The sequence below is a fragment of the Clostridium sp. OM05-9 genome (genome assembly GCF_003481465.1).
GTDB lineage: Bacteria > Bacillota > Clostridia > Lachnospirales > Lachnospiraceae > Coprococcus > Coprococcus ammoniilyticus.
Map to the genome: position 1 here is coordinate 36,886 of NZ_QULF01000002.1, position 22,262 is coordinate 59,147.

Sequence of the window (22,262 nt, forward strand, 5' to 3'; positions counted from 1 at the left end):
TATGAATATTATATATATGGGAACCCCTGAATTTGCTGTAAAGCCTTTGCAGGCAATCGTAGATGCAGGACACAAGGTTCTTGCATGTTTTACGCAGCCGGATAAACCGAAGGGAAGAGGAAAAACACTTCAGCCGACACCTGTTAAGGAAAAGGCACTTTCCCTTGATATACCAGTTTATCAGCCGATAAAACTCAGGGAGGAAGAAAATGTTCAGATTATCCGGGATTATCAGCCGGATGCTATCGTTGTAGCAGCCTATGGACAGATCCTTCCGGAATCTATCTTAAATATTCCACAGTACGGATGCATCAATATCCATGCGTCACTGCTTCCAAAATACAGAGGAGCAGCTCCGATTGAGTGGACGATCATTAATGGTGAGACAGAATCCGGTGTTACTACGATGTATATGGCAAAGGGATTAGATACCGGAGATATGATCGAAAAGACGGTTGTTCCGATCAAAGATACCGATACCGGAGTTACGCTTCACGATAAACTTGCAGACGCAGGTGCAGAGCTGATCCTGTCTACACTTTCAAAGCTTGAAAACCATACAGCTATACGGACACCACAGGATGATTCGTTAAGCTGTTACGCATCCATGCTGAAGAAAGAAATGGGAGAGCTTGATTTTACAAAAGATGCAGCTTCTCTGGAACGACTGATCCGTGGGTTACAGCCATGGCCGGTTGCTTATACGAAGATGAATCAGAAGACTGTACGGATCTATGAGGCTTCCGTTTGTGAACAACCGGAGGAGGCATTGGAGGATGGAACACAGATCGTTCCGGGAATGATCGTTCGTGTGACGAAGAAAAACTTTACGGTTGCATGTGGAAATGGAGCATTAATGATAAGAAAGCTTCAGCCGGAAGGCAAGAAGCCGATGGATTGTGCAGCATTTCTTGCAGGAAATAAACTTAAGACAGGTCAGATGATATATGAGTAAAACTTCAAGAGAGATCGTTCTGGATATTCTGCTTGATATTGACCGTAATGATCGATTTGCAGGGGATGCTCTAGGTGGAGCACTCCGGGCAAATCAATTTATGAATAAAAAAGAACGTGCTTACATCAGCCGGTTGACGGAGGGTGTAACAGAGCAGAAGATCAGATTGGATTATATTCTTAATCAATTTTCAAAAACAAAAATTAAAAAATGTAAGCCGGTCATCCGCTGTATTTTACGGATGGCAGCATATGAGATCTTTTATATGGATGCAGTACCGGATGAAGCTGCCTGTAATGAATATGTGAACCTGACAGGAAAAAGAGGGTTCCGGACATTAAAAGGGTATGTAAATGGCGTGCTCCGGAGTGTATGCAGGAACAAAGCTGCAATTACTTATCCTTCCATGGAGGATGGTGTAGAATCATATCTGTCTGTGAAATATTCAGTTCCGGAGGAGCTGGTGGAATTTCTGTTAAAGGAATACAGTACAGACCAGTTAGAGCAGATCCTACAGGCAGGCGAGCAGGAGCGTGGCACAACGATCCGTGTAAATACGATGCAGACGACAACTGAGAAATTTCGGAATATTCTGATCGAAAAAGGCATAAAAGTAGAAAAAGGATATTATAATCAGACGTCCCTGATTATTTCAGGATATGATTATATCCGTACGGTTCCGGGATTCCATGAAGGCTTGTTTACGGTTCAGGATGAGAGCTCCAGCCTGCAGGTGCTTGCAGCAGGGATCAGATCGGGTGATGTGATTCTTGATGTCTGTGCAGCTCCCGGCGGAAAGACCATGTATGCGGCAGAACAGACCGGAGAACAGGGACATGTATATGCGCGTGATATCTCAGAAGAAAAGGTTGATAAGATCGATGAGAATTTGGAACGGTTAGAGCTTCATAACGTATCAACAAAGGTATGGGATGCAGCGGTTCCGGATCCGGATATGATTGAGAAAGCAGATGTTGTTCTTGCAGATCTTCCCTGTTCCGGACTTGGTGTTATGGCGAGAAAAAATGATATTAAATATCATGTAACAGAGGATATGGTAAGAGAACTTGCAGCAATACAAAAGACGATTCTGGATGTCTGTGCCGCCTATGTAAAACCGGGAGGAACACTGATCTATTCCACCTGTACGATCGACCGGATCGAGAATGAAGAAAACGTGACAGCATTTTTAAAGGCACATGAAGAGTACGAACTGGAAAGCCTTTCTGACTATATGCCGGAATGTTTAAAAAAACGTGCAGAAAAAGGGTATATCACTTTGCTACAGGGAGTGGATCACTGCGATGGATTTTTTATTTCAAGATTGCGCAGACGGAAATAGCAGATAAGAAAATTGATACCGGAGAGCAGAGCACTTTTCCGGTTATTCTATGGTTCAGGAAGAGAAAGATATGTTTACAGAGATAGAAGATATAAAAAAACTGGATATCCGCTCCATGCTGTTTGATGAACTGGCAGTCTGGGTACAGGCAGTCGGACAGCCGGCATTCCGTGCAAAACAGATATTTGAATGGGTGCATGAAAAAGGAATTGCAGATGCGGAAGAAATGACAAATGTTCCAAAGAAACTGATCGAGGAGATTAAAAAGCAGGGCATGCATGGTGTAGAAGAGGTGACCAGACTGGTATCGAAACAGGATGGAACCAATAAATTTCTATTCCGTTTACAGGATGGAAATGTATTGGAAAGTGTGCTGATGCGGTATAAGCATGGAAACTCCGTCTGTATCTCTTCTCAGGTCGGATGCCGTATGGGATGCCGGTTCTGCGCCTCTACAATAGGCGGTCTGATTCGGAATCTGGAAGCATCAGAGATGCTTGATCAGATCTATGCGATCGAACGGATCACAGGAGAACGCGTGTCAAATATTGTTGTAATGGGAACCGGAGAGCCTCTGGATAATTATGATAATCTGATTCGTTTCATCCGGATCATCAATGACGAGCGGGGCAAAAATATCAGCCAGAGAAATATTACGGTTTCAAGCTGCGGACTGGTTCCACAAATAAAAAAACTGGCAGATGAGGAACTTTCTATTACATTTGCTTTGTCTCTTCATAGTCCGACCGATGAAGACAGAAGAAAGCTGTTGCCGATTGCAAATAAGTATTCGATCGCAGAACTGATGGAAGTATGCAGGTATTATTTTGAAAAAACAGGCAGAAGGGTAACCTTTGAATATTCATTGGTGAAGGATGAAAATGATACACCGGAGCATGCATATAAGCTGGCGGAGCTTCTAAAAAATATGCACGGACATGTGAATCTGATTCCGGTAAATCCGATCAAAGAGCGTGAGTATTGTCGTTCACTCGGTGATTCTGTTGAAAAATTCAAATATATACTTGAAAAGAAAGATATAAATGTTACAATAAGAAGAAGTATGGGCAGAGATATTGATGCTGCCTGTGGACAGCTTCGAAGAAAATATGAAGAGGCAAAAGAGACTTTTTAGACGGGAGGCATCAGATGAGATCGGATGGTAGAACAGACATCGGTAAGAAACGAGCCCAGAATCAGGACAGCATTTTCTTTTGTGATGAGCCAATTGGGCCACTGCCAAATCTGTACATAGTAGCAGACGGTATGGGTGGTCATAAAGCTGGTGATGTTGCATCAAGGACTGCGATTGAATGTGTAACAGAATATATAAAAGAAAGCACGTTGAACAATTCGGTATCCGTTCTAAAAAGAGCGATTGTTTATGCAAATGATAAGATATACAGAATGGCAAGGGAGAACGAAGATCTGAAAGGGATGGGAACGACCCTTGTGGCGGCTGTATGTGAGGAAGATGCCCTGTATGTTGCAAACATCGGGGACAGCCGGCTGTATTTTATAGATAATGATATCAGACAGGTAACTCTGGATCATTCCCTTGTGGAGGAATTGATACGATCCGGACAGTTAGACAGAAATAAAGGCAGAAATCACCCCGAAAAAAATATAATAACCAGAGCACTGGGAATATCAGATAAGGTCATGATCGATTTCTTTGAGTTAGATATGAAGGAAAATGACAGGATTTTGTTATGTTCAGATGGCTTGACCAATATGATCGAGGATGATGAGATAAAAGAAATCGTGATGGAAGACAGCGGGGATATTACAGCAGCGGTTGAAAAATTGATTGACAGAGCGAACTATTACGGAGGAAAAGATAATATCTCCGTTGTGGTTGCTGTAAAATAGTGAGAGGTGTAAACATGTTAAATCCAGGAATGATACTCAGTAATCGTTATGAGATAATAGAATTGATCGGTACGGGCGGAATGTCTGAGGTTTATAAGGCAAAATGCCATGTGCTGAACCGATATGTAGCAATAAAAGTTTTAAAGCCGGAATTCAGTTCCGATGTGAATTTTGTAACAAAATTCAGGATCGAGGCGCAGTCAGCAGCCGGATTATCCCATCCGAATATCGTAAATGTATATGATGTCGGGGAGGACAATGGCATTTACTATATCGTAATGGAACTGGTAGAAGGAATTACCTTAAAGGAATATATTCAGGAAAAGGGAAGACTGAAATCAGATGAGGCAATTAATATTGCGATCCAGATCGCACAGGGACTGGAAGTAGCCCATCAGAATCATACGATCCACAGAGATATAAAGCCACAGAATATTATTGTGTCAAAAAATGGCGGAATAAAGGTTACAGATTTTGGTATTGCAAGAGCAGCTTCTTCCAATACTATGACAGCAAATGCCATGGGAAGTGTTCATTATATTTCCCCGGAGCAGGCAAGAGGCGGCTTCAGTGATGAAAGAAGTGATATTTATTCGCTTGGTATCACTATGTATGAAATGGTAACCGGACATGTGCCATTTGAGGGAGAGAATAATGTTGCGGTTGCATTGATGCATATACAGGGTGAGATGATCTCCCCTAGAGAATATTATCCGGACATACCGACGAGTCTGGAAAAGATTATTTTGAAATGCACACAGAAGAAGGCAGAGCGCAGATATCTGACAGCAAGTGCTTTGATCGCAGATCTGAAGCGCGTGCAGGCAAATCCGGATATTGACTGTGTTGTTGTGCCTCCAATCGTGCCAAGTTCGCCAACGGTTGAAATGACCTCGGATGAAATGAAAGCAATCAAAGAAGGAAGGCAGATGAATGAGCCTGTGTTGGATGAGGAAGATTTGGAACCGGAAGAGCATCCGGAAGACACACCGATCATACCACCTTCCAAATTTGATAATCTGTTTGATGATGACGACGATGAGGAGGAGGACGAGGAAGAACTCAGACAGCCGGAAGATGATGACGATGCAGAACTGGATGAGCTGGATCCAAAACTGAAAAAGATCATTATGATATCAAGTATTGCAGTTGTAGTTATCATTGCAATCCTTGTTGCATTATTGATTTCGAAGATTGCCGGTTTCAAGCTATTCTCCGGAAAGAAGGATACGACAGATACACCGACGACTACGGAAGCAACAGAAAGTACTGACGATACAGATGAGAACAGTGATGCCAGTACAGATGATGTTACTACAAGTGAACAGGCAACGATTCCAATGGTCAATGTAGTAGGTCTGTATAAAACAGCAGCAGAAGAAGAACTGAAAAAAGCAGGATTCACAAACTATACATTTGAAACAAAGAAGGACAATGACGTTCAGGAGGGCTATGTAATCAGTCAGAGCGTAGACGAAGGAACGGCGGTCTCAGCAGATGAGGAGATTGTTGTAACGGTTTCAGAAGGCAAGGAAGATAAAGAAGTTCCGAATGTCAGAGGATATTCCGATGACCAGGCAACAACCTTGCTTACAGAAGCAGGCTTTACGGTTACCCATGGTTATGAATATGACGATACAGTAGAGAAAAATTATGTAATCAGTCAGTCGCCGGAAGCAAAGACAATGCAGCCGGAGGGTTCTACTGTTAAGATCATTGTCAGCAATGGTAAAGAGGTACAGGATGTACCGGTGCCAAATCTGGTAGGTAAGACAGAGAAGGAAGCAGAATCTCTGCTGAGTGATGCAGGACTGGTTGGAAATCCAAGCCATGCAAACAGTAATGATGTAAAAGCAGGAAAGGTGATCAGCCAGGAAATTGATGCAGACAGTAAGGTAGAAGAAGGTTCAACGATTAATTATGTGATCAGTGACGGACCGGAAACAGTTTCCTATACAGTTAAATTTACAGGTGCTATCACAAATGCAGGATATGATTTTGAGGCAGCAGGTAATGTATCAGTGACCGTATCTTATACAATCGGAGATGCAACTTATAAGATATATTCCGGAGCAGCCGGAGAGGAGTCCTTCCCACTGGATATCGGCGGAGCAGATTCCATCAGCGGTTTATCAGAGGATTCCGGTACATTTACGGTTATGATCACAGATTCAGAAGGACAGGATGTAACATCAAGCTTTAACACCAGTGGTTTGTCAGCATCCTTTACAAAGGAATAGGTGCAGGTATGACAGGTAAGATCATAAAAGGCATTGGTGGTTTCTACTATGTTGTCTGTGAAAACGGCATCACATATGAATGTAAAGCAAAGGGTGTCTTCCGGAATCGGAAGATTAAACCTTTGGTAGGCGATAATGTTGAGATAGAGATATTAGATGAAGAGAAGAATCTGGGCAATATTGAAGATATATTGCCCAGATTTAACTGGTTAAACAGACCTGCAGTTGCAAACGTAGATCAGACTGTAATTATTTTTGCAGTGTCTGCACCAGCACCTAACTTCAATCTGCTTGACCGCTTTTTGATCAATATGGAGCAGCATGAGGTTCCTACAGTGATCTGCTTTAATAAAGTGGATCTGGAGGGCTTTCGTCAGAGTGAAGATATATGCAGATCTTATACAAAGAGTGGATATGAGGTATTGTTTATCAGTGCCGAAAGCGGCTATGGGATTGATGTGTTAGAAGCAGTTATAAAAGGAAAAACAACGGTATTTGCAGGACCTTCAGGTGTAGGCAAGTCATCGACACTGAATTCATTATTTCCGGATGCCAATGTGCAGACGGGAGGTTTAAGTGAAAAGATCCAGCGTGGAAAACATACAACGAGACATTCAGAGCTGATGTTTGTAGATGATGATACTTATATTATGGATACACCGGGTTTCAGTTCGTTATATACAGAAGAAATCGAAGCAGAAGATCTGAAGCTGTATTTTCCTGAGATTGCAGCATATACAGGAACCTGTAAATTTAACATGTGTAATCACATCAGTGAACCGGGATGTCTGGTAAAGAAAGCTGTCAGCGATGGTAGGATCAGTAAGATGCGGTATGATGATTATGTTATGATATACAATGAATTAAAGGAAAAGAGGAAATGGTAATGTTAAAGCTGTCCCCATCAGTATTGTCTGCGGATTTTGGACATCTGGCAGAAGATATACAGATCATAGATCAGGCAGGAAGTGAATATATTCATCTGGATGTTATGGATGGGTCCTTTGTGCCGAATATTTCATTTGGAGCACCGGTTATCAAGAGTGTTCGTCCGGTATCTGATAAGGTGTTTGATGTTCATCTTATGATTGATGAACCGGTGCGTTTCTTACAGGATTATAAGAATTGTGGAGCAGATATCGTAACAGTACATGCAGAAGCCTGCAAGCACCTTCACAGAACCATCGCAGCCATAAAAGAGCTGGGAATGAAAGCCGGAGTTGCATTAAATCCTGCAACACCATTATCGGTACTTGATTATGTATTAGAGGATGTAGATATGATTCTGATCATGTCAGTAAATCCGGGCTTTGGAGGACAGAAGTTTATTCCATCTTCCCTTCGGAAGATTACAGAGACCAGAGCACTGTTAAACAGCCGTGGACTTCAGACAGATATTCAGGTAGACGGCGGTGTCACTCTTTCTAATGTGGCTGAGATCATTCAGGCAGGTGCAAATGTATTAGTTGCCGGATCTGCAGTATTCAAGGGAGATAAGGTTGAGAATGTAAAAGCCTTCCATAAGATTTTTTCAGAAATACAATAGAAAGTAATAAAAAGGCAGATAGCAGATCTGCTGTCTGCCGGAACAGGTAACAGGATATATGAATCGATATTTAGTTGTTACAGGAGGAACCGTTTCAAAAAAAGTGCTTGAAACGGTTCTTTCCGATTATGATTTTCAAAAAATAATAGCATGTGATAAAGGACTTGAAATCTGTCAGGAATGTGACATACTTCCGGATCTGGTTATTGGAGATTTTGATTCGGCAAAGACAGATATTGTAGCATCATATCGGGAAAAGACAGAATTTCTGGATCTGGATACACATAAGGATTTTACAGATACCCATGTTGCGATTTCTTATATACTGGAGCAGGAGATCAGACCGGATGAAGTAATTCTGGTTGGAGCAACCGGAACCCGTATGGATCATACTCTTGCCAATATTGGCTTATTAAAGCAGTTTGCAGAGTTCGGAATATCGGCATATCTGATCGACGAGCATAACAGGATCACGATGACAGCACACCAACATATCGTGAAGCGTACCGATGCATACAGATATGTGTCACTGCTTCCATATACGGAACAGGTGACCGGTGTAACACTTCAGGGTTTTTATTATAATGCACAGGGGCTTACATTGAAGCTTGGGGAAAGCATCGGCGTCAGCAATGAGCTGATTGCAGAGTGCGGTCTGATCGAATTTGAATCCGGATTGTTAATTGTAATTGAAAGCCGTGATTGAGATAGAGTCATTATGTATATCTGTCTAAACGATATACAAGATCAAATAATAATAAAATGCAGTATTAAAGAATAAAAGGAAATAAAAAAGATACTCTGAAAGCAAAGGACCTGTATGATCCCGTGATCAGAGTATCTTTTTATAATGCTTATTATCAGAATAATCTTTATTTTTTCTTAGAGTCTTTCTTCTGTTTTACTTTTTCAATCTTTGTCTTCTTGATCTCTTTTAATTTAGGCTCTTTTTTTGTCTGCTGTTCGTTTTTATCTGCCTTAGCTGTGTTCAGATTCACAGATTTCGGAGCAGAAGATTTATTTGCATCTGATTGCGAGATCTTATGTTCCAGCTCTGGCAGGCTCGCCTTATACTTTTCGGTGATCGGATCAGAGTACAGAGACATGTAGTAGCAGTAGAGTGCTTTATATTCTTCGGAGGTCTTATATCCATTTGTGTAGATATGACCGTGCATTTCGTCAAAGGAATCTGTAGTTAATTTCTTTGCAATATGAAGTCCGATATTAGAACAGTGACTTCCGATACGATCCAGACTGGTCAGGATATCTACAAGAGCAAAACCACCGTCGATATCGCAGTCTCCGGTCTGTAAACGGATAACATGGTGATCTTTGATGATCTCTTTTACCTCTGTGATTGACTGAGCAAGTGGCTCGATACGGGAGACAGCCGTTAAATCATCGTTTTTGAATGCCATAAAGGTTGTATCAATGATATTGGCTGTAGCTTGTAAGAGCGTATTGATCTCCATGGTTCCCTGTGCGGAGAAGGAGATTTTTTCATCGGTGATCTTTCTGCCGACGATCAGAAGATTTTCACAGTGGTCACCGATTCGTTCCAGGTCACTGACACTGTTTAATAATTCAGATGCCAGCTTTCGTTCGGATGAATGCAGCCGCTTGGAGGTGATCTTTAACAGATATTCGTTTAACGCACTTTCACATTTATCAATGAACATCTCATTTTCCAGAAGTTTTCCAGCAGTTTCTTCATTATATTCCGATAATAACTGACTTCCAAGTTCGAAGTTTTCCTTGATGGAGTCTGTCATGGAGAACATTACCTTCTGCGCCTGGGTAAGAGCAATGTTTGGTGTATCAAGAAGCATTGGATCGAGAGATGCAAGCTCTTTGTCAATTTTGGATTCTTTATCGTCGCCGATGATCTTACCGGTCAGATCTGCGATCTTATTTGCGAATGGAAGCAGCAGGATCGCAATGATAAAGTTAAACATAAAATGTAGGTTTGCGATTACACCACGGTTGATGATCTTATCTATGAATGGGAAGGTGATAAACAACTGAAGTCCATAGATCACAACAACGAAGAAAATCGCACCGATAATATTAAATAACAGATAGGACATGGCAACACGTTTTGCCTTTTTGTTTGCACCGATACTGCCGAGCAGGATGGCGAAACATTTTCCTATATTAATACCGATAATAATAGGGATCGAAGAACCATAGGAAACAACTCCTGTTGAGGATAATGCCTGAAGGATACCGACTGAAGCAGAGGAGCTCTGGATGATTGCTGTTAAGACAAGACCAATCAGGATACCAAGGAGTGGATTGCTGAAAGAAATGAACAGATTCTGGAATGCTTCAGATTCTTTTAAAGGAGCGAACACAGCTTCCATTGTATTCATACCAAGGAATAAGATACCAAGACCGACTAAGATACCGGCGATATCTTTATGTTTTTTCTTATGGGCAAACAGAATGATAAAAGCACCAATACCGATCAGAACGGGTGCAAAAGAAGACGGTTTTAATAATTTGAGGATAAACATATCTTCGCCAAGATCACCAAGACGTAAAATCTGCGCGGTTGCGGTACTACCGACATTGGCACCAAATACAACAGGGATCGCCTGACCAAGCTTCATGATGCCGGCATTTACAAAACCGATCAGCATGATCGTAGTTGCTGCAGAACTCTGAATGATCGCTGTTACACCGGTACCAAGACCAAAGCCCTTAATCGCGCCGGTTGCCTGACTCTTACCGGTTGTCAGTTTTTCAAGTATCCGTTCCAGACTTCCTCCTGCCAGATTCTTCAGGGAATCGCCCATCATGTTCATTCCAAACAGGAACAGTCCTACGCCTCCAAGTAAAGTCAGAATTGAAAAAAAGTCCACTTCCATATCCTCCTGTGAATAAAAATTACCTTCTGAATAAATGTCAAAATCATGTAATGACTATGTAAAACAAAATTTACATGCTTGGATATTATAACATAGATAGTTTTCTTGTTCTATATTTTTTATTAGGATGCTTACAAATTTGTAATAATATAATAGAAATAAAAAAGAAATATAGAAAAATTATATAAAAAGAGACTTGACACGAAGAAGCGGATAGTGAGAACATAAAGCAGTAAAAAATGATCGGAACCCGGGTGGGTTTGAAGGAGTCTTTGATATGAGCAGAAGCAAAAGAAAATATTTATTTCAGAATGATCAAAATACATTAAACGGGGCACTGCTGGCTGGAAATAATTCAATGGCAGAGATGCTGCTCTGGTCATTGGTCCTGCTGCCACCGGTGATCGGAGTATATGGAGCCGGTGTGTGTTTTATCAATATTGGTCTGTTTGTCGGTACAACATTTGCCTGGTTGTTTCTGGTAAAGCGGCTCCGTTCTTATCGGGATCTTTCCCGGAAGACCATCGGAAGTATGTGGGAATTTTTATATGACAGATACCGGTCGGTTATATTAAAGGACAGCTTTCTTGTTGTATGGCTGCTGATCCTTCTGTCTATGACTGCAGCATTGCTGGAATATGGGAGTAAGGTGATCAGCAAGACGGTTGGCATGGAATATCACTGGGTTGCCGTAGGAATCGTGGTGAGCTTAAGCATTTATATGTGTATACTCGGAAATAAAGTAAGAAGTGTAATAAGGAGTATCTTCTATATAATATTGCTGTTTGTATTCTTTGTGCTGGTCATCAGTTTGTTTATGGTAAATAAACCATCGGAGCTTCTCGATATTTATGGAAAGCTGCATATGAAGGGCGGAACCAGTGTATATCTGAATATTCTGTATTATAACGGCACACAGACCGGTGTTACATATATTATATCCATGGTCGGTATGGGACTTGGCTGTCTTGGACTTCCATTTTTATTTAATGGAGCATTTGAAGCAAAGGACAGTCATGAGCTGGATCGTGGACGGGTGTTGTCAATCCTGTATACAGGCGTGATGATTGTTGTGATCAGTGTCTGGTCATTGTTAAATGCAGTATGTATTTATCCGTTAAAGGTGACGCTTGATTCTGGAATTGACGAACTGCTCCGGACTTATATTGCAGCCTTATGTCATAAGCTGGAAGTTCCGACAGAGATCCGATATGTTATACTTGGAGTTTTGGTTATTACGTTGTTGTGTCTGACCGAGCGTATATTTGCAATGAGTATGGAAGTAGCTCGGGGACTTCTGCCAAAAATGAAATGGATCAGGAATGAAAAACAGCAGAATGTGGCAGATATAGGCCTGCTGGTTATTCTTTCAGGCGCATTACTGGTGATCGTCGGTATATGGAAGCCGGAGTATCAGAAACTGATCACGGTTTCATGGGAGTATGCATCTGCAATGGCAGCTCCATGTATATTGGCAGTTGTCTGGCGAGCAGCAAGCAGACCGGGAATTTTTGCAGGACTGTTTACAGGGCTTGCGGTTTGTTCTGTCTGGTATTTTGTACCGATGATAGAAGGAAATACACTGGCGGTATCAACAGAACTGAGTGCGGGAACTGCATCCTTTGTATTTGCTTTGGCGGTAACGATCATTGTCAGTATGTTTACGCATAAGAAAAATGAAGCGGAAAAGAAATTGTTTGACCAGATAAAGCTGGATCAGAGATAGAAAATGGAGATGCATGATGCTGTTCAAGATCATATGTGTTGGAAAGATAAAAGAAGAATATTATAGCAGTCAGATACAGGAACTCTGTAAACAGATCAATAAAAAGAACCGGGTAGAGATCATTCAGAGTGAGGATGAAAAAATACCGAAGAATGCATCCGATGCTGTAAAGCAGAAGATTATTGAAACAGAAAGCAGAAACAGTCTTGCAAGTATCGGTAAAAAAGATTTTGTGATCGCTCTTTGCATAGAAGGTAAAAAATATACAACCGAACAGTTCGCGGCAATTATCCGTCAGGCAGAAGAGCGGGAATATGAAGCAGTATCCTTTCTGATCGGTGGTTCTCTGGGAACTTCAAACGAACTGGTCAGATGTGCAGATGTGAAAATGAGTTTTTCGGATATGACATTCCCACATCAGTTGATGCGTGTCATGTTGCTTGACCAGATTCGTATTATTTGTGATAAGTAATGTTGTTATTGATGGTATAGGCACGATAGAGCTGTTCCGTAAAGGCAATCAAGCAGATCTCGTTAGATAATGTCATACTGGAAACGGAAAAGGTCTGATTGGATAAAATCGGCAGATCATCCGGAGAAAATCCAATAAAATAACTGATTTTTGAATATCCGCCCAGAGCATAGTCAGAGATCATTCGGGCAAAGGCTTCGGAAGAGATCGTGTGCTTGCCTGTCTGGTCAGGGGTGATCAGGATATTGATATCGCTACTTGCAAAGGCAACTTTTTTTTTGCCTGCACAGCAGACTGTAGCTTTACAGAAAGGTGACAGCCGCTTGATATATTCATGAACAGCCGCTTTTATATTTAGTGCCAGATTCTTTTCTTTTATATAGATCGTATAATTCATGCCAAAACTCCGAAATTTAATAAAAAAGATGCATTTATGATTGATTATTATAATACAATCGCACCGTCAATTACAATAGAATCGCATTTTTTCGGGGAAACTACTGGACAAAGAGGTGAAACTACTATATATTATCAACTTGATCATTACAAATTGAAGATAAACGTGGAGATAACAAGATGAAGAAGATAATAGCACTTGATATTGATGGTACATTGACTAATTCGAAAAAAGAGATCACAAAGCCTACACTGGATAAGATCATGGAGATCCAGAAAAAAGGACATGTTGTGGCAATTGCATCCGGACGGCCGCTGCCTGGAATCCGGAAGATTGCGGATGAACTGGAACTGAATCAGTATGGTGGATATGTGCTGGCATTCAATGGCGGACGTATCGTGAATTATAAAACAGGTGAGATCGCATATCAGGCATGTGTAGATAATGAGATTGCAAGAAAAATATATGATTACTGTGTTGAGAAAAAGATTGGGATGGTGACTTATAAGGATGACATCGTTGTAACAGGAACCCCGGTTGATGATTATATGAGTCTTGAGGCAAGGATCAATCGTATGGAGATCGTACAGGTGGAGGATTTTCGTTCCTTTATTGACTTCCCGATCAATAAGTGCCTGCTGACAGCAGAACCTGATGTTGCAGAGCAGGTGGAGCAGGAGCTGGCAGCCCTGTATGGAGATTCGGTTACTGTTTTCCGTTCCGAGCCTTTCTTTGTTGAGATCATGCCAAAGGGTGTGCATAAGGCAACATCTCTTGAAAAGCTTCTGGAATATCTGCACATGGATGTAAAGGATCTGGTTGCCTGCGGAGATGGATATAACGATCTGACGATGATCGAATATGCGGGTGTCGGTGTGGCGATGGCAAATGCACAGGAGATCGTAAAGGAACATGCAGATTATGTTACACTCTCAAATGATGAAGATGGTCTGGTTCCGGTTATTGACAAATTTATCCTGGGCGAATAAAGAAGACAGTCCGGCGTAAATGTTATATTTTTATGAACAGGTTGAATTTGAATATTATTTGTAGTAGAATACACCTTGTTTGTTCGTGGAAAATTGACATTTTGTACGAAAAATAGTTCTGTTGAGATGAAACATATACACAAACGTATAGGAGAATGAATAATGAGCGATAATATTTTTAGCGATGAAGATTTCGACGATTATGATGATATGGAAGATACAGCAGCAAAGCGGGCACAGAAAAAATCTGCTGAGCGCAGATCTTCCGGAAAAAAGAAGAAAAAGAGCAAAAACAAACCATGGATCATTGCACTTATAGCAGAAATACTGGTGATCATTCTTGGAGGTGTCCTTTTTGTAAATGCTTATATCAATTCAGCATTTAATAAAATGAATTTTGAAGAGTTAAAAGACGTTAAGGTGAATGATGACCTTGCAGAAGAAACCGTAAAGAAGATGACCGGTTATACAACGATCGCATTATTCGGTGTAGATAGCCGTGATATTGATATGGTAGAAAGCGGAGCACGATCCGATGCAATCATCATTGTAAGCATTAACAATGATACACAGGAGGTTAAGATGTCTTCCGTATATCGTGACACATATCTGGAGCTTGCAAATGATTCCAAGAGCTATGAGAAGGCCACACATGCTTATGCTTATGGCGGAGCTTCAGAGGCGATCAATACATTGAACAAGAACCTTGACCTGAATATTACAGCTTATGTAACTGTAAACTTCAAGGCATTGACAGAAGCAATCGATGCACTTGGCGGTCTTGATATCGAATTGAAGTCCAGCGAGCTTGACAAGCTGAATCAGTGTATCGATGAACAGCAGAGAGTCAATGGCATCCAGTCTACGTATGTATATGATACAGGTGTTGTACATCTTGATGGTGTTCAGGCTACCGCATATGCAAGAATCCGAAGTACAGACCAGGGTGATATCACCAGAGCATGGAGACAGAGAAAGGTTATCAGCCTTATGATCGAAAAGGCAAAGAGTGCCGGAATCTCCAAGTTAAATGACTGCCTGAATGCAGTTGTAGATGATATCAGCTCCAGCCTTACAAAGAAAGAGATTATGGATCTTGCAACGAACTGCTTCAATTACAAACTGGAATCCTCAACCGGTTTCCCATTTACATGGTCAACACCAACACTTGGAAGTAAGGGAAGTCTGGTTGTAGCAGGAGATCTGGAGAACAATGTAGTCGTTCTTCACAGATATCTGTTTAACGATTATGATTATGTTCCATCCCAGACAGTTAAAAATATCAGTGCAAATATTATCAACGATACAGGATATTATAACCAGATCGATCTGGATACGTTTACAGTAGATGATGATCCGGATTCAATCGTTAATAAATAGTATATAGAAACATACCAGAAACGAAAGAACATCATGAAACCAGTCAGATTTTGTGGTGTTCTTTTTGTTATGGAGAACAGATCCGGAGCTTCGATAATTTGAATAAAATCTTTCCAACTTCCTGTTTGAAATATAGTTATATTGTGCTATACTAGGATAGAAAAATTTTGAGAAAACATAAGAGGTTACAATTATGGAAATGAACAGAGTGTTATTGAAACTTAGTGGAGAAGCACTTGCCGGAGAAAAAAAGCAGGGCTTTGATGAAAAGACTGTATATGATGTTGCCGGACAGGTAAAGAAGATCCTGGATAAAGGAATCCAGCTTTGTGTAGTAATCGGTGGTGGTAATTTCTGGCGTGGCAGAACCTCAGAAAATATGGATCGTGTAAAAGCAGATTCGATCGGCATGCTTGCAACTGTTATGAACTGTATCTATACCGCAGATGCTTTTCGTGTATTTGGAATCAAATCACATATCATGACACCATTTGCATGCGGAACAATGACAGAGCTGTTCAACCGTGATAAAGCTGTAGAATATATGGAGCAGGGAGAAGTTGTTTTCTTTGCCGGAGGAATCGGACATCCGTATTTCTCAACAGATATGGCAACTGTTCTTATGGCGGTTGAAGTAAAGGCAGATGTAGTCTTATCTGCAAAAGCAATTGACGGCGTATATGACAGTGATCCTAAGACAAATCCAAATGCAAAGAAATATGACAGCATGCAGATGAAAGATATTGTTGATAATAAGCTTGGAGTTATCGATCTTGCATCTGCAGTTCTTGCTATGGAAAACAAAATGCCGATGATGTTATTCGGCTTAAATGGTGAAGACAGTATTGTAAAGGCCGTTACCGGTGGCTTTACAGGAACATATGTGAACGTATAAATAAACAGGAGGAACAAAGATATGTTGACACAGTACGAAGAGAAAATGACGAAGACAGTTGAAAACCTGGAAGGGGAATATGCTACGATCCGTGCAGGACGTGCCAACCCTAACATTTTAAATAAGATCAAGGTGGAATATTATGGCGTGCCAACACCGATGCAGCAGCTTGCAAATATCACCGTACCGGAAGCAAGAACGCTGATGATCGCACCATGGGAGCCATCACTGGTAAAGGCGATCGAGAAGGCAATCCTGAATTCAGATCTGGGCCTGACACCAAACAATGACGGTAAGAATATCATCCTGAATTTCCCTGAACTGACAGAGGAAAGAAGAAAAGAAATCGTTAAGGATATTAAGAAAAAAGGTGAGAATGCAAAAGTTGCTATCCGTAATATCAGAAGAGATGCAAATGACGCAATCAAGAAGATGGAGAAAGCCGGAGATATATCAGAGGATGAATTAAAGACAAACGAGGATAAGATCCAGAAGATGACAGACAAATATGTTGGTCTGATCGATAAGGCTATTGAGAAGAAATCAACAGAGATATTAACTGTTTAATTTGGAGTAAGTATGAATAAAGAAATAAATGGAGAAATGATCAATATTCCGGAGCATGTTGCGATCATCATGGATGGAAACGGAAGATGGGCGAAGAAACGACTGATGCCAAGAACCTATGGACATTCAGAGGGCGCAAAGGCAATCGAGCGAACATGCGAGAATGCAGATGAACTTGGTATTAAATACCTGACTGTATACGCATTTTCTACCGAGAACTGGAAACGTTCAGTAGAGGAAGTATCTACGATCATGAATATTTTCCGTAAGTATCTGGTTGACAGCATCGAGCGATCCAACCGGAATAACATGCGCATAAGGATCATTGGTAAGCGTGAGGACCTTCCGAAGGATATCGTAGAGAAGATGGATAATCTGGAGGAAGCTACAGCAAATAATACAGGACTTCAGTTTTCTGTAGCGATTAACTATGGCGGACGGGATGAGATCACAAGAGCGGTCAGACGGATTGCATCCGACTGTATGGCTGGAAAGTTATCACCGGATGCGGTTACAGAGGATACAGTCAGTGCCTACCTTGATACAAAGGAACTGACGGATCCGGATCTGTTGATTCGTACCAGCGGAGAGCTTCGGACATCGAATTTTCTTCCATGGCAGATCGCATATTCAGAATTTTATTTTACGGATGTGTTATGGCCGGACTTTGATATGGACGAGCTGGTTAATGCATGTCGGTATTACAGTCATAGAGACCGTCGGTATGGCGGGGTAAAATAAAGAGGAAATAATATGTTTAAACAACGGGCAATCAGTGCAGTGATCCTGGTGATCATTGCAGCAATCACACTTTATTTTGGCGGAGCACTTACATGTCTGGTAATGTGTGCGGTTTCGCTGATCGGTGTGATGGAGTTACTTCGTATATATGGGCTGAACAAGAAAGAACTTGGATATGCAGCTTACGGTGCAACGGTTTTTTATTATGCATTGTTGTATTTTGACCTGCATCAGTTTATATTACCGTTGATCGCGGTCTATATGCTGGTCATCCTTGCAATCTATGTGCTCACATATCCGAATTACAAAGATAAAGAGATCATGGCGGCATTTTTTGCATTTGTATATGTAGGTGTAATGTTGTCGTATGTGTATCTCATACGAGATATGAAACATGGACTGATTCTTGTTCTGCTGATCTTTGTCAGCTCATGGGGTAATGATACCTGTGCCTATCTGGTCGGACGCGCGATCGGTAAGCACAAGATGTCACCGATCTTAAGTCCGAAGAAGAGTATCGAGGGTCTGATCGGCGGAATTGTTGGAGCAGGAATATTAGGTGTTGTATTTGGTTTGATTTATAATCATTTCATGCAGGTTGCACATTCTGTATGGATATTTGCATTGATCGGAGCTGTATGTGCGCTGCCTGCAGTTATCGGGGATCTGGCGGCTTCTGCAATCAAGAGAAATAATGATATCAAAGATTATGGCAAGCTGATACCGGGGCATGGCGGAATCCTTGACCGGTTTGACAGCATTATATTTACAGCACCAATTATGTATTATCTTATATTATATTTGTTGTAATCAGAAAAAGCAGTGTGGGAGAGCGTACAGATGAACTGTGCTCATAATTACGCTGCTTTTCCTTTATGTCGCATTGGAAATAGTGCAGACAGATAAAAAATGTTAGATACAGATGTTTGAAATGGGTAAAGGAGAACAAATATGAAACATGTAGCTATCATTGGATCCACAGGATCTATAGGAACACAGACACTTGAGATCGCAAGATGGAATCAGGATATAAAAATCTGTGCTTTATCAGCAGGAAGAAACATAGACTTATTAGAGAAGCAGGCGAGAGAGTTCCGACCGGAGATCGTTGGTCTGTGGGATGAGAAGCTGGCAGATGAATTAAAAGATCGTCTGAAGGATATGGATATCCGTGTCGTATCAGGCATGGATGGGCTGATCGAGATTGCAGAATACAAGACATCGGATATATTAGTTACCGCTATTGTAGGAATGATCGGTATCCGCCCGACTGTGGCAGCGATTAAAGCGGGAAAAGACATTGCCCTTGCAAATAAAGAAACTCTGGTTACAGCGGGACATATTATTATGCCGCTTGCAAAGGAAAAAGGAGTATCGATCCTTCCGGTTGACAGTGAACATTCGGCAATCTTCCAGTCATTGCAGGGAAATACACATGATTCCATTGAAAAAATTCTGTTGACAGCATCTGGTGGACCATTTCGTGGCAAGAGCAGAGAGTTTTTAAAGCATGTGAAATTAGAGGACGCATTAAAGCATCCAAACTGGAGCATGGGAAGAAAGATCACCATTGATTCAGCAACGATGGTAAATAAAGGTCTGGAAGTTATTGAAGCAAAATGGTTATTTGATGTAGCACCGGAAAATATTCAGGTTGTGATCCAGCCGCAGAGTATCATTCATTCAATGGTAGAATATAAAGATGGAGCAGTGATCGCACAGCTCGGTACGCCGGATATGAAGCTGCCGATCCAGTATGCGCTGTTCTATCCGGAACGAAGATACATGCCGGGAGATCGTCTTGACTTTACGAAGCTTTCATCGATTGTGATCGAGACACCGGATATGAATACCTTTCTTGGGTTACGATACGCATATGAGGCAATTGGGATCGGTGGTTCGATGCCTACAGTATTCAATGCTGCAAATGAATATGCAGTAAAGCAGTTTTTAGATAGAAAAATCGATTTTCTTGATATCTATGATATCATCCGTGCATCCATGGATCATCATAAATTGATTGAAAATCCTGATATAGATGAGATTCTTGCAACCGAGCAGGAAGTATATGAATTTATTGAAAGTGGGTGTTAGTTTTTGAATATCATATTGATCATACTTGTTTTTGGTGTCATCATTTTCTTTCATGAGCTGGGACATTTTATCGTAGCAAAGATCAATCATATCACAGTAAAAGAGTTTTCGATGGGATTCGGACCGAAGCTGTTTCAGTTTCATAAGAAAGAAACACAGTATACGCTGCGGCTGATTCCGCTTGGCGGCTATTGTATGATGCTCAGCGAAGATGATGAAGAAAACGAAAATGATGAGAATTCCTTTGAGAAGAAATCCATCTGGGCAAGAATGGCGGTTGTACTTGCAGGACCTGCCATGAACTTTGTGATCGCATTTTTATTTTCCATGGTGATCATTCATTTCTGTGGAAGTGATCCTGCGATCATAGGAGCAGTATACAATAAAGATAATATTGAAAAATACCAGATCGAAAATGCCGAGGAATATTTTAATGGTGTATATCCGGCGGAAGAAGCCGGGATATCAGATGGCGATCGGGTATTAAAGATTGAGGGAAGTACAGTTAAAAATTTCCGTGAGTTACAGATCTATCTTCAGATCTATGGAGATGGTTCACCGATTGATCTGACACTTGAGAAAGAAGACGGAACGGTCTATGATACGACGGTACATCCGGCAAAGACACCGGATGGCTATAAGATCGGAATAATGAGTGTCGGTTATCAGCTCCCGAAGAACTTCGGAGAGCTTTGTAAATATTCTGCTTATGAGACCAGATACTGGGTAAAAGCAACCTTCTTAAGCCTGAAGCTGATCGTTACCCGTCAGGTAAGTTCGGATGAAGTATCCGGTCCGGTCGGAGTAGCGAAGAACATGAACGATACCTTCAATGAGGCAGCAAAGAGCAGTGTGCTTGATCTGTTCTTAAACTGGATGAATTATATCGTACTGCTGTCGGCAAACCTTGGCGTTATGAACCTGCTGCCGATACCGGGCTTGGATGGAGGACGATTTATCTTCCTGTTAATTGAAGCAGTAACGAGAAAGAAGGTTCCGAAGGATAAGGAGAATATCGTGACGCTGATCGGATTTGTTCTGGTTATGCTGTTGATGGTTGTGATATTATTTAACGATATCAAGAATGTATTCTTTCATTAGATGAACAGGAGTTAATATGTACAGAGATCATACAAAAGTTATAAAGATAGGAGACCGGGTGATCGGTGGTGGAAATCCGATCCTGATCCAGTCGATGACAAATACAAAAACCAGTGATATAGATGCTACAGTTGCACAGATCTTAAAACTTGAAAAGGCAGGCTGTGACATCATCAGAAGCACCGTAAATGATGATGCGGCAGCGGCGGCAATCCCTGCGATCAAGAAACAGATCCATATTCCGCTGGTTGCAGACATTCATTTTGATTACCGTCTGGCGATCGCAGCGGCTGAGGCGGGAGCAGATAAGATCCGTATCAATCCGGGTAATATCGGTGGTAAGGATAAGCTGGCACAGGTAGTAGCGGTATGTAAGGAACGAAATATACCGATCCGTGTTGGTGTAAACGGCGGTTCCCTTGAAAAAGAATTAGTTGAAAAATACCATGGCGTGACAGCAGAAGGAATCGTTGAGAGTGCGTTGGATAAGGTTCATATGATCGAAGACTGCGGATATGACAATATGGTCATCAGCATTAAATCTTCCGATGTTATGATGTGTGTAAAAGCACATGAGCTGATTGCAGATCAGACGAATTATCCGCTGCATGTGGGTATCACGGAATCCGGTACGGTTATGAGCGGTAATATCAAATCCTCTGTAGGACTTGGTATTATCCTGCATGAGGGAATCGGAGATACGATCCGTGTATCTTTAACAGGGGATCCGGTCAATGAGATCATGACAGCAAAGATGATCTTAAAGACGCTTGGACTCCGTACAGGAGGAATTGAACTTGTGTCTTGTCCAACATGTGGAAGAACGGAGATTGATCTGATCGGACTGGCAGAACAGGTAGAAAAACTGGTTGCCGATTATGATCATCTGAATATCAAGGTTGCTGTTATGGGCTGTGTTGTAAACGGACCGGGCGAAGCCAAGGAAGCAGATCTTGGAATTGCGGGCGGAAAAGGCTGCGGTATCCTGATCAAAAAAGGCCAGATTATAAAGAAGATCGACGAGAAAGATATATTATCAACATTAAAGTACGAGTTAGATAACTGGAGTGAATAG

The 22,262-nt window shown here is 41.4% G+C and carries 21 protein-coding genes; 19 read left to right on the plus strand and 2 right to left on the minus strand.

The window, feature by feature from the left end; genetic code table 11:
* Position 1 precedes the first annotated feature (1 nt).
* The 8 genes from fmt (at position 2) to DXB77_RS03265 (ending at position 8,661) form a co-directional block, all read left to right on the plus strand.
* On the plus strand, positions 2-955 hold the full coding sequence (gene fmt / locus DXB77_RS03230; protein WP_117822807.1) for a methionyl-tRNA formyltransferase: 954 nt from the start codon (positions 2-4) through the stop codon (positions 953-955).
* The gene (gene rsmB, locus DXB77_RS03235; RefSeq protein ID WP_118662652.1) at positions 948-2,297 is read left to right on the plus strand and encodes a 16S rRNA (cytosine(967)-C(5))-methyltransferase RsmB; all 1,350 of its coding nucleotides are present in this window, start codon (positions 948-950) and stop codon (positions 2,295-2,297) included. The genes fmt and rsmB overlap by 8 nt, the downstream gene beginning before the upstream one ends.
* A 70-nt stretch (positions 2,298-2,367) precedes the next feature.
* Positions 2,368-3,432: a 23S rRNA (adenine(2503)-C(2))-methyltransferase RlmN gene (gene rlmN, locus DXB77_RS03240; protein ID WP_243100135.1), complete on the plus strand. Its 1,065-nt coding sequence runs from the start codon at positions 2,368-2,370 to the stop codon at positions 3,430-3,432.
* Positions 3,433-3,446: 14 nt separating this feature from the next.
* A complete protein-coding gene (locus tag DXB77_RS03245) occupies positions 3,447-4,169 on the plus strand; it encodes a Stp1/IreP family PP2C-type Ser/Thr phosphatase (RefSeq protein ID WP_117822801.1) in 723 nt (240 codons plus the stop codon).
* A 14-nt stretch (positions 4,170-4,183) separates the two neighbouring features.
* Positions 4,184-6,409, plus strand: coding sequence for a Stk1 family PASTA domain-containing Ser/Thr kinase (pknB, locus tag DXB77_RS03250; protein WP_118662654.1), 2,226 nt, complete (start codon positions 4,184-4,186; stop codon positions 6,407-6,409).
* An 8-nt stretch (positions 6,410-6,417) separates the two neighbouring features.
* Positions 6,418-7,296, plus strand: a complete 879-nt coding sequence (rsgA, locus tag DXB77_RS03255; protein ID WP_117807712.1) for a ribosome small subunit-dependent GTPase A — start codon at positions 6,418-6,420, stop codon at positions 7,294-7,296.
* The gene (gene rpe / locus DXB77_RS03260) at positions 7,296-7,955 is read left to right on the plus strand and encodes a ribulose-phosphate 3-epimerase (protein ID WP_117784975.1); all 660 of its coding nucleotides are present in this window, start codon (positions 7,296-7,298) and stop codon (positions 7,953-7,955) included. The genes rsgA and rpe overlap by 1 nt, the downstream gene beginning before the upstream one ends.
* A 58-nt stretch (positions 7,956-8,013) precedes the next feature.
* On the plus strand, positions 8,014-8,661 hold the full coding sequence (locus DXB77_RS03265; RefSeq protein ID WP_117784974.1) for a thiamine diphosphokinase: 648 nt from the start codon (positions 8,014-8,016) through the stop codon (positions 8,659-8,661).
* Positions 8,662-8,827: 166 nt separating this feature from the next.
* On the opposite strand, the gene DXB77_RS03270 is transcribed toward DXB77_RS03265, so the two are convergent.
* Positions 8,828-10,825 carry a Na/Pi cotransporter family protein gene (locus DXB77_RS03270; protein WP_118483788.1) on the minus strand — a complete coding sequence of 666 codons (1,998 nt, stop codon included), beginning with the start codon at positions 10,823-10,825 and terminating at the stop codon, positions 8,828-8,830.
* Between the two features lie 277 nt (positions 10,826-11,102).
* Between DXB77_RS03270 and DXB77_RS03275 the strand changes: the two genes are divergently transcribed.
* Together DXB77_RS03275 and DXB77_RS03280 are read left to right on the plus strand one after the other, a co-directional pair.
* Positions 11,103-12,551 carry a hypothetical protein gene (locus DXB77_RS03275; RefSeq protein WP_118614878.1) on the plus strand — a complete coding sequence of 483 codons (1,449 nt, stop codon included), beginning with the start codon at positions 11,103-11,105 and terminating at the stop codon, positions 12,549-12,551.
* A 16-nt stretch (positions 12,552-12,567) separates the two neighbouring features.
* The gene (locus DXB77_RS03280) at positions 12,568-13,023 is read left to right on the plus strand and encodes a 23S rRNA (pseudouridine(1915)-N(3))-methyltransferase RlmH (protein WP_118614881.1); all 456 of its coding nucleotides are present in this window, start codon (positions 12,568-12,570) and stop codon (positions 13,021-13,023) included.
* Here the strand turns inward: DXB77_RS03280 and DXB77_RS03285 are convergent.
* Positions 13,007-13,420, minus strand: coding sequence for a 23S rRNA (pseudouridine(1915)-N(3))-methyltransferase RlmH (locus DXB77_RS03285; RefSeq protein WP_118662655.1), 414 nt, complete (start codon positions 13,418-13,420; stop codon positions 13,007-13,009). The two genes, DXB77_RS03280 and DXB77_RS03285, sit on opposite strands and share 17 nt — an antisense overlap.
* Positions 13,421-13,599: 179 nt before the next feature.
* Here DXB77_RS03285 and DXB77_RS03290 point away from each other — a divergent pair, with 179 nt between their 5' ends.
* The 9 genes from DXB77_RS03290 to ispG all read left to right on the plus strand — a co-directional run bounded on the left by DXB77_RS03290 (position 13,600) and on the right by ispG (position 22,262).
* Positions 13,600-14,409: a Cof-type HAD-IIB family hydrolase gene (locus DXB77_RS03290; protein WP_117807706.1), complete on the plus strand. Its 810-nt coding sequence runs from the start codon at positions 13,600-13,602 to the stop codon at positions 14,407-14,409.
* 162 nt (positions 14,410-14,571) lie between these two features.
* The gene (locus DXB77_RS03295; protein WP_021943252.1) at positions 14,572-15,789 is read left to right on the plus strand and encodes an LCP family protein; all 1,218 of its coding nucleotides are present in this window, start codon (positions 14,572-14,574) and stop codon (positions 15,787-15,789) included.
* 193 nt (positions 15,790-15,982) lie between these two features.
* Positions 15,983-16,684, plus strand: a complete 702-nt coding sequence (pyrH, locus tag DXB77_RS03300; RefSeq protein ID WP_021943253.1) for a UMP kinase — start codon at positions 15,983-15,985, stop codon at positions 16,682-16,684.
* Positions 16,685-16,705: 21 nt separating this feature from the next.
* A complete protein-coding gene (gene frr / locus DXB77_RS03305; protein ID WP_021943254.1) occupies positions 16,706-17,251 on the plus strand; it encodes a ribosome recycling factor in 546 nt (181 codons plus the stop codon).
* Between the two features lie 12 nt (positions 17,252-17,263).
* Positions 17,264-17,992, plus strand: a complete 729-nt coding sequence (locus DXB77_RS03310; protein WP_118614887.1) for an isoprenyl transferase — start codon at positions 17,264-17,266, stop codon at positions 17,990-17,992.
* A gap of 12 nt (positions 17,993-18,004) precedes the next feature.
* A complete protein-coding gene (locus tag DXB77_RS03315) occupies positions 18,005-18,802 on the plus strand; it encodes a phosphatidate cytidylyltransferase (protein ID WP_118614890.1) in 798 nt (265 codons plus the stop codon).
* Positions 18,803-18,943: 141 nt separating this feature from the next.
* Positions 18,944-20,086, plus strand: coding sequence for a 1-deoxy-D-xylulose-5-phosphate reductoisomerase (locus tag DXB77_RS03320; protein WP_117822791.1), 1,143 nt, complete (start codon positions 18,944-18,946; stop codon positions 20,084-20,086).
* Between the two features lie 3 nt (positions 20,087-20,089).
* Positions 20,090-21,187: a M50 family metallopeptidase gene (locus tag DXB77_RS03325; RefSeq protein WP_021943257.1), complete on the plus strand. Its 1,098-nt coding sequence runs from the start codon at positions 20,090-20,092 to the stop codon at positions 21,185-21,187.
* Positions 21,188-21,203: 16 nt separating this feature from the next.
* A complete protein-coding gene (gene ispG, locus DXB77_RS03330) occupies positions 21,204-22,262 on the plus strand; it encodes a flavodoxin-dependent (E)-4-hydroxy-3-methylbut-2-enyl-diphosphate synthase (protein WP_118614893.1) in 1,059 nt (352 codons plus the stop codon).